Genomic DNA, 8,772 nt, shown 5'->3' on the forward strand with positions numbered 1-8,772 from the left:
GCCGAAGGGCCCCGGCCCGGACGGAGGAACGTCCGGGCCGGGGCCCTTCACCGGCTGCGCGGATCAGGCGCCGCGCAGCACCGCCCCGGTGCGGGCGACGGCCTCGGCGACGGCCGCCTCGCGGGCGGCGGTCGCCTCCTCGGCGGTCAGCGTCCGGTCCGCGGCACGGAACCGCAGCGCGTACGCCAGGGACTTCTTGCCCTCGCCGACCTGCTCGCCGGTGAAGACGTCGAACAGCCGGAGGGCCTCCAGCAGGTCCCCGGCGCCCGAACGCAGCGCGGCCTCCACCTCGGCGGCCGGCACGGCGGTGTCGACGATCAGCGCGACGTCCTGGGTGGCCACCGGGAAGCCGGAGACCGCCGGGCCGGAGACCCGCTCGGCGCCGTCGGCGGTCAGCAGGTCGAGGTCGAGCTCCATCGCCGCGGTCCGCTCCGGCAGACCCAGCGCCTTGACGGCGCGCGGGTGCAGCTCACCGGCGTGGCCGACCACCCGGTCGGTGCCGGCGACGACCAGCTCGGCGCAGCGGCCCGGGTGCCAGGGCAGCAGCCGGCCCTGACGCACGGCCAGCTCGACGCCGGCGGCGCGGGCCACCGTGCGGGCCGCCTCGACGGCGTCCGCCCAGGACGCCCCGGCGCCCTTGCCCCACCAGCCGGACGGCAGCCGCTCGCCGGCCAGCGCGACGGCGACCCGGCGCGGCTGGTGCGGCAGCGCGGCGTCCAGCGCGGCCAGTTCCCCGTCACTCGGACGGCGGTCGACGGCCGGGCGCGGCGCGACGGACAGCTCGTCCTTGGGCAGGAAGACCGTGCCGGTCTCGAAGACCGCCAGGTCGGTGTTGCCGCGGCCGACGTTGCGGCGCAGCGCCCCGAGGAGGCCCGGCAGCAGCGTGGTGCGCAGCGCCGGCTCCTCGTCGTTGAGCGGGTTGACCAGCTTGACCGTACGGCGGCGGCGGTCGTCCTTCTCCAGGCCGAGCGCCTCGAAGGCGGCCTCGCCGACGAACGGGTAGTTGTTGACCTCGACGTAGCCGGCGCCGGCCAGCGCCACGCCGACCCGGCGGTGGATCCGCTGGGCCTCGGTCAGGCCCTTGCCCGGCGGCACGGTGGGCATCCGCGCGGGAACGTTGTCGTACCCCTCCAGGCGGATGACCTCCTCGGCGAGGTCGTACGGGTCGGTGAGGTCGGGACGCCAGGTCGGCGGGGTGACCTCCAGCACGTCGGCGCCGGCGACCGAGCAGCCGATCTCCTGGAGGCGCCGGGTGACGGTCTCGCGGCCGTACGCGGTGCCGGCCACCCGGTCGGGCAGATCGGCGGCGATGGTGATGGTGCGCACCGGGTGCGGGGCGGCGATGTCGGTGACACCGGCCTCCGCGGTGCCGCCGGCGATCAGCACCAGCAGGTCGACGGCGCGCTGCGCGGCGGCGCGGGCGGCCTCCGGGTCGACGCCGCGCTCGAAGCGCTTGGACGCCTCGGAGGGCAGCTTGTGCCGCTTGGCGCCGCGGGCGATGACGACCGGGTCGAAGTGCGCCGCCTCGATGATCACCTCGGTGGTGCCCGGCCCCGCGGCCGGGTCGAGGATCTCGGTGGAGGCGCCGCCCATGACGCCGGCGAGGCCGATCGGGCCGCTGTTGTCGCAGATCAGCAGGTCCTCGGCGGACAGCGTGCGCTTGACGCCGTCCAGCGTGGTGAGGCTCTCGCCCTGCTCCGCCCGGCGGACCGTGATCGGACCGTCGACGCGCTGCTTGTCGTAGGCGTGCAGCGGCTGGCCGACCTCCAGCATCACGTAGTTGGTGATGTCGACGGCCAGCGAGATCGGGCGGATGCCCGCCTTCTGCAGCCGGCGCTGGAGCCAGAGCGGGGACTTGGCCGCGGGGTCGAGGCCGATCACGGTGCGCGCCACGAACCGGTCGCAGCCGACCGGGTCGGCGACCTTCACGAGGTAGCCGAAGGAGTTCGCCGGCGGCACGTCGAGCAGCGCCGGGTCGGCCAGCGGCAGCCCGTACGCGGCGGCGGCCTCGCGGGCCACGCCGCGCAGCGAGAGGCAGTAGCCGCGGTCCGGGGTGACGGCGATGTCGAGCACCTCGTCGACGAGCTGGAGCAGCTCGACGGCGTCGGTGCCGGGCTCGAACTCGGGCGGGAGCACGATGATGCCGTTGTGGTCGTCGCCCATGCCCAGCTCGCGGGCGGAGCAGATCATGCCGGCCGAGGTGTGGCCGTAGGTCTGGCGGGCGGCGATCGGGAACGGGCCGGGAAGCACGGCGCCCGGGAGCACCACGACGACCTTGTCGCCGACGGCGAAGTTGGTCGCGCCGCAGACGATCTCCTGCGGGGCGCCGGTGCCGTTGGCGTCGCCGACGTTCACGAAGCAGTGCCGGATCGGCTTCTTGAACCCGGACAGCTCCTCGATGGAGAGCACCTCGCCGACCACCAGCGGGCCCTTGAGGTCGGCGCCGATCTGCTCGACGGTCTCGACCTCCAGGCCGGCCCGGACCAGGCGCTCGGCCACGTCACGGCCGGTCTCGCCGGCCGGCAGGTCGACGTACTCGCGCAGCCAGGAAAGCGGGACGCGCATCAGATCTCCATCCCGAACGGGAGGGTGAAACGCACGTCACCCTCGACCATGTCGCGCATGTCGGCGACGTTGTGACGGTTCATCAGGATCCGCTCCAGGCCCAGGCCGAAGGCGAACCCGCTGTAGCGGTTGGGGTCGATCCCGCAGGCGACCAGCACCCGGGGGTTGACGACGCCGCAGCCGCCGAGCTCGATCCAGCCCTCGGAGCCGCAGGTCCGGCAGGGCCTGTCGGGGTTGCCCACCGACTCGCCGCGGCAGACGAAGCACTGGAGGTCGATCTCCGCGCTCGGCTCGGTGAACGGGAAGTACGAGGGCCGCCAGCGCAGCTCCAGGCCGTCGCCGATCAGGGTCGAGACCAGCTGCTCGATGGTGCCCTTGAGGTCGGCGAAGGTGATGCCCTCGTCGACGGCCAGACCCTCGACCTGGCGGAAGACCGGGGTGTGGGTCGCGTCCAGCTCGTCGGTCCGGTAGACCCGGCCGGGGCAGACGACGTACACGGGGGGCTCGCGGTCGAGCATGGTGCGCGCCTGGACCGGGGAGGTCTGGGTGCGCAGCACCACGCCGGAGTCGGCGGAGCCGTCCGGGGCCTGCACGAAGAAGGTGTCCTGCATGGAGCGCGCCGGGTGGTCCGGGCCCAGGTTGAGCGCGTCGAAGTTGAGCCACTCGGCCTCGACCTCGGGGCCCTCGGCGACCTGGTAGCCCATCGCGACGAAGGTGTCCTCGATACGCTCGGCCAGCGTGGTCAGCGGGTGCCGGGCGCCGCGCGGGGCGCGGTCGTACGGCAGCGTGACGTCCACCGCCTCCTCGACCAGCACGCGGGCGTCGCGCTCCGCCTCCAGCTCGGTCTGCCGCTTGGCGAGCGCCTGGTTGACGGCGCCCCGGGCCTGGCCGATCAGCTTGCCGGCGGCGGCCTTGGCGTGCGGGGGCAGGGCGCCGATCTCGCGGTTGGCGAGGGAGAGCGCGGAACGGTCGCCGGTGTGGGCGACCTTGGCCTGCTTCAGCTCGTCCAGGCTGGTGGCGGCGGCGAACGCGGCGAGCGCCTCGCTCCGGGCCGCCTCCACCACCTCGGGCTTGAGGGCCTCGACCTCGACCGGGTCGTACGACTTGTTGGGTGCCGACATCTCTATCTTTCCCGTGCTCCTGCTCGTCCGTGCTCAGGTAAGGGGGGCTCGCTCCCTCCTGTCCCGCCAGCGGGCAGGAGGGTCCCATCGCGTCACGCCCGACGTGGCCGGGCCACGGGCAGGCCCGTCCTCCGTGCAGGACGATCCGGGAGGATCTCCGTACGGGGAGGAGGGGTGTCCGCGGCGCCACCGCGCAGGGCGTCCCACAACGCCAAGGGTCGAGTGTAGTCGCAGCGCGTAGCGCAGCTGCCGTGAAGCCCGTCCGGGGGCCGCTCCCAGCGTGCTCCGCTGGTCGTCCAAGCTCGGTCAGAGCATGAAGTCGGGCACCCCGGAGGGCAGGATAAATCGGAACCGGGCGCCGCCGCCGGGCGCGCGGTCGACCCGGATCGAGCCGCCGTGGGCCTCGACGATGCCCTTGACGATGTAGAGGCCCAGGCCCGTGCCGCCGCGCTTGGAGCCGCGCCAGAAGCGGGTGAAGACGCGCGGCATCGAGTCCTCGGGGATGCCGCTGCCTTCGTCGCTCACGGTGACCGCTGTGCCTTCCACGATGCGGGGCGGGGTGCCGGAGCGCTCCCACACGGGTGCCTCGACGACCTCCTTGGCCGGTGCCACCTCGATGGTGACAGTCCCCTCGCCGTGGCGCACGGCATTTTCGAGCAGGTTCGCCAGGACCTGGTCGACCTTGTCCGGGTCGGCCCACAGGACGGTCAGGGACTCGGCGACGCGGATGTCGAAGCGGTCCTCGGGGATGCCGGTGGCCACCTTCCGCTCGACGTGGCGGCGGACGGCGGCGGTCAGGTCGACCACCTGCTTGCGCAGCTCCAGCCGGCCGGCGTCGATCCGGGAGATGTCCAGCAGTTCGGCGATCAGCCGGGTGACCCGGTCGGCGTCGGCGTCCACGGTCTCCAGCATCAGCCGCTTCTGCCCGTCGGTGAACCGTTCCCACTTGGCCAGCAGCGTGGCGGTGAACCCCTTGACGCTGGTCAGCGGCGAGCGCAGCTCGTGCGCGACGGTGGCGATCAGCTCGGCGTGGCTGCGTTCGGTGCGGCGGCGCGCCTCGGTGCCGCGCAGGGCGATCACCAGCCGCTGCACCGGCCCCTGCGGCAGCGCGCGGACGTACCGGGCGGAGACCAGCACCTCGCGGCCGCCGGGCAGCAGCAGGTTGCGCTCCGGCTGGCTGGTGCGGATCGCCAGGCCGCCGTACGGGTCGGTCAGCTGCCACCAGCGGCGGCCGTCGAGGTCCTCCAGCGGGAGGGCGTCCTCCAGCGCGCTGCCGAGGGCGGCCTGCGGGCGGATACCGGTGAGCCGGGCGGCGGCGCGGTTGAAACAGACCACCCGGCCCAGGGCGTCGGCGACCACCAGGCCGTCCGGCAGGTCGTCCGGGTCGAGCTCTGGCCCGCTGCCGACCATGGGTGTCCTCCCCGATTACCCACCGTGTCTTTCCCCCCACCGAGGCAGACCCTAGCGTCTCGCAGCGCCCGGTCATAGGGTCCGCGACGACTTGAGGGGGCGGCTACCCCACCGTGCGGCACCCGCCGGGCGAGCGCTGGGCCCGGGCGGAGGCGTAGAGGCACACGGCGGCGGCGGTGGCCAGGTTGAGGCTCTCGGCGTGTCCGTGGATCGGCACGCGCACCACCTCGTCGGCGAGTGCGCGGGTCTCCTCCGGGAGCCCCCACGCCTCGTTGCCGAACACCCATGCGCCGGGCGCGCCCAGGGTGCCCTCGTCGAGCTCCCGGTCGAGGTCGCGCTCCCCCGCGCCGTCGGCGGCGAGCACCCGGACGCCGGCCTCGCGCAGGCGCCCGATCGCCTCCTCGACCGGCACGCCGACCGCGACCGGCAGGTGGAACAGGCTGCCGACCGAGGCCCGGACGGCCTTCGGGTTGTACAGGTCCACCGAGGCGTCGGTGAGTACCACGGCGTCCGCGCCGGCCGCGTCGGCGGTGCGGAGCACGGTGCCGGCGTTCCCGGGGTCGCGGACGTGCGCGAGCACCGCGACGAGCTTCGGGCGGGCGGCGAGCACGTCGGCGAACGGCGTGTCGATGAACCGGCAGAGCGCGACGATGCCCTGCGGGGTCACGGTGTCGCAGATCCCGGCGACGACCTCGTCGGTGGCGGTGAGCACCGGCAGGTCCTCGGCGAGGGCGGCGTCGACGATGCCGGCGTGCCGCTCGGCGGCCTCCGGGGTGACGTACACCTCGACGACGGCGTGCTCGCCCGAGTCCGGCAGCCGCCCGAACGCGATCGCCTCGCGGACGGCCTGCGGGCCCTCGGCGAGGAAGCGGCGTTCCTTGCCGCGCTGGTTCCGCTTGGCGAGCCGCCGGGCGGCGACCACGCGGGGAGAGCGCAGGGAGGTCAGCAGGGGGGTCTCGGTGCTCGGCATGATCTCGTCTCTGGTGCGGACTCTGTGCGGGCCGGTGGCGGGCGGGCGACAGGGACCGTCGGTCCGCACGGACCGGCGGCGCGCGCAGCCCGCCGGTGCTCGGTGCGGACCGGTGGCGGTCGGAACGCAAAACCGGACCCGCAGGATCGAGCCTGCGGGTCCGGTCAGCTCAACTCGACTGATCCAGGAAGATCAGGCGGCGTCGGCGGCGGCCTTCGGGGCGTTCACGTCGGCCGGCAGCGCCTTCTGGGCCACCTCGACCAGCGTGGCGAACGCGCCCGGGTCGTTGACGGCGAGGTCGGCCAGCATCTTGCGGTCGATCTCGACGCTGGCGGCCTTCAGGCCCTGCACGAAGCGGTTGTAGGTGATGCCGTTGGCACGGGCCGCAGCGTTGATGCGCTGGATCCACAGCTGACGGAAGTCGCCCTTGCGCTTCTTGCGGTCGTTGAAGTTGTAGACCAGCGAGTGGGTGACCTGCTCCTTGGCCTTGCGGTACAGGCGCGAGCGCTGGCCGCGGTAGCCGCTGGCGCGCTCCAGGATGACCCGGCGCTTCTTGTGGGCGTTGACTGCCCGCTTGACGCGTGCCACTTGATTACTCCTTGGATTGGACCACGGACTACTTCACGTGGTCCGTCATTCGAATGGGTCGGGAAGGATCAGCTGCCCCGCACGCGGCTCGCACCGGGCGGGAGGGCGATCACTTGCCGAGAAGCTTCTTGATCTTCTTGGCGTCGGCGGGGGCCAGCTCGACGGTGCCGGCCAGCTTGCGGGTCAGCGTCGAGGGCTTGTGCTCCAGGAGGTGGCGGCGGCCGGCGCGCTCGCGCAGCACCTTGCCAGAGCCACTGATCTTGAAGCGCTTGCTGGCGCCACTGTGCGTCTTCTGCTTCGGCATTTCGCCGTATCTCCTCGTCGGTCCGTCCACGCCCGCGCGGTGTGCGCCGCGCGGGCGTGAAGGATGGATCTGCGGTGACCGGGCGGGGCGCCCCGTCTCCGTGGTGGCCGGTCTCCCGGACTGCTCTGGCCCGTGAAGGGTCAGGCGCCCTGGGAGGCCTCGGCCGGCTGCTCGACCTCGGTGGCGGCCTCGACGTCGGACTCGTCGGCCTCGTCGGCCTCGTCGATCTCGTCGGCCTCCGCCTCGGCGGCGGCGTTCTCTGCCTCAAGCGCTGCGTCGTCGTCGGCCTCGGCGGCGTCGGGGCCGGTGTTACGGCCCTGACGCTCGGCCTTGCGGGCGTCCGCGATCGCGCGGGCCTCGGCCATCGCTTCGGTCTTCTTCTTGTGCGGGCCGAGAACCATGATCATGTTACGGCCGTCCTGCTTCGGCGAGGACTCGATGAAGCCCAGGTCCTGGACGTCGTCGGCGAGTCGCTGAAGCAGCCGGAAGCCCAGCTCGGGACGGGACTGCTCACGACCACGGAACATGATCGTGATCTTGACCTTGTCGCCCTGCTTGAGGAACCGAACGACGTGACCCTTCTTGGTGTCATAGTCGTGCGGGTCGATCTTCGGCCGGAGCTTCATCTCCTTGATGACCGTGTGCGCCTGGTTCTTGCGCGCCTCACGGGCCTTCATGGCCGACTCGTACTTGAACTTGCCGTAGTCCATGAGCTTGCACACCGGCGGCCGGGCGGTCGCCGCGACCTCGACCAGGTCGAGGTCGTACTCCTGCGCGAGCTCCAGCGCCTTGGCAAGCGGCACGATGCCGACCTGCTCGCCGCTGGGACCGACGAGTCGCACCTCGGGGACGCGAATCCGGTCGTTGATGCGGGGCTCGGTGCTGATGGGGCCTCCTCGGTTGCACCTTCTGCGATGCGGCCGTCGGGCGGCGGTCGCACGTAGTGGACTCGACCACTGGGCGGGGCTTCATTCGTGCTGCGCTGTGGGCCGAAGCCCTGGAGGGCAACCACACCGCGACACGAAAAAAGCCCCGCTCGGTACAAGCGGGGCTCCACACAACCGGGGGCGACGCCCGGTGAGGGGCGCTGCGGCGACGTCGGCACACTGGGCGCCCGTCGCGGACCGGGACCCGTCGACCCGGAGGTCGATCGGGTGGGAGACTTTCGCGGTTGCCCTCTCGGGCCTCCTGAGGTGGAGCCTCCACTTGCTGGCCGGACATCCGTGAGAACGCCTGGCCGGTCAGTCTCGAAGCATACAGCGCCCCGGGGCCGAAGGCCATTCCGCCCCTCCGCGCCACCCCTTGTACGCTCCCTCTGTACGGAGACCGGCACGACGGAACGAGCCCCCCTTGAGCAGCGAGCCCACCCAGAACCCCGCCGCGGACGACGAGGCGATCGGCTTCGACGACCTCACCCGGGACATCGCCGAGGTCCCCGCCGTCGAGGTGATCACCACCGTCGCGGTGCACCTGATGAGTGCCGCCGCGGTCAAGTGCGGTCTCGCCGAGGGCGGCGAGAAGGACAAGGACCTCGACGAGGCCCGCAAGCTGATCACCGCGCTGGCCGGGCTGGTCACGGCCGGCGCCCCGGAGATCAGCAACTTCCACGCGGCGCCGCTGCGGGACGGCCTGCGCTCGCTCCAGCTCGCTTTCCGCGAGGCCTCGGTCGTCCCGGACGCGCCCGGCTCCGGCCCCGGCGAGAAGTTCACCGGGCCGGTCTACGCCTGAGCATCCGGTCCGCCGCGCCGAGCGGCGGCACCGCAGGGGTCCCCCCCCGAGCGCCGTCGGGGGGGGGGCCCGGCGTGCCCCCCGGG

At 73.0% G+C, this 8,772-nt stretch carries 8 protein-coding genes; 1 reads left to right on the forward strand and 7 read right to left on the reverse strand.

The window, feature by feature from the left end; genetic code table 11:
• Positions 1–63: 63 nt before the first annotated feature.
• The 7 genes from pheT to infC form a co-directional block, all read right to left on the reverse strand.
• Positions 64–2,565, reverse strand: a complete 2,502-nt coding sequence (gene pheT, locus ABZY91_RS25850) for a phenylalanine--tRNA ligase subunit beta (RefSeq protein ID WP_355405432.1) — start codon at positions 2,563–2,565, stop codon at positions 64–66.
• Positions 2,565–3,686: a phenylalanine--tRNA ligase subunit alpha gene (gene pheS, locus ABZY91_RS25855; RefSeq protein ID WP_329882318.1), complete on the reverse strand. Its 1,122-nt coding sequence runs from the start codon at positions 3,684–3,686 to the stop codon at positions 2,565–2,567. The genes pheT and pheS overlap by 1 nt, the downstream gene beginning before the upstream one ends.
• A gap of 306 nt (positions 3,687–3,992) precedes the next feature.
• Positions 3,993–5,096 (reverse strand): ATP-binding protein, encoded by a 1,104-nt coding sequence (locus ABZY91_RS25860; RefSeq protein ID WP_355405433.1) that lies wholly within the window; start codon positions 5,094–5,096, stop codon positions 3,993–3,995.
• Between the two features lie 103 nt (positions 5,097–5,199).
• Positions 5,200–6,066, reverse strand: coding sequence for an RNA methyltransferase (locus ABZY91_RS25865; RefSeq protein ID WP_355405434.1), 867 nt, complete (start codon positions 6,064–6,066; stop codon positions 5,200–5,202).
• Positions 6,067–6,258: 192 nt separating this feature from the next.
• The gene (gene rplT / locus ABZY91_RS25870; protein ID WP_327675850.1) at positions 6,259–6,654 is read right to left on the reverse strand and encodes a 50S ribosomal protein L20; all 396 of its coding nucleotides are present in this window, start codon (positions 6,652–6,654) and stop codon (positions 6,259–6,261) included.
• 109 nt (positions 6,655–6,763) lie between these two features.
• Positions 6,764–6,958 carry a 50S ribosomal protein L35 gene (rpmI, locus tag ABZY91_RS25875; RefSeq protein WP_030055648.1) on the reverse strand — a complete coding sequence of 65 codons (195 nt, stop codon included), beginning with the start codon at positions 6,956–6,958 and terminating at the stop codon, positions 6,764–6,766.
• 140 nt (positions 6,959–7,098) lie between these two features.
• Positions 7,099–7,845, reverse strand: a complete 747-nt coding sequence (gene infC / locus ABZY91_RS25880) for a translation initiation factor IF-3 (RefSeq protein WP_355405436.1) — start codon at positions 7,843–7,845, stop codon at positions 7,099–7,101.
• Between the two features lie 463 nt (positions 7,846–8,308).
• On the opposite strand from infC, the gene ABZY91_RS25885 reads away from it, so the two are divergent.
• Positions 8,309–8,686, forward strand: coding sequence for a DUF1844 domain-containing protein (locus tag ABZY91_RS25885; protein ID WP_329882326.1), 378 nt, complete (start codon positions 8,309–8,311; stop codon positions 8,684–8,686).
• Positions 8,687–8,772 lie beyond the last annotated feature (86 nt).

The sequence above is a fragment of the Kitasatospora sp. NPDC002965 genome, from assembly GCF_040611255.1.
Lineage (GTDB): Bacteria > Actinomycetota > Actinomycetes > Streptomycetales > Streptomycetaceae > Kitasatospora.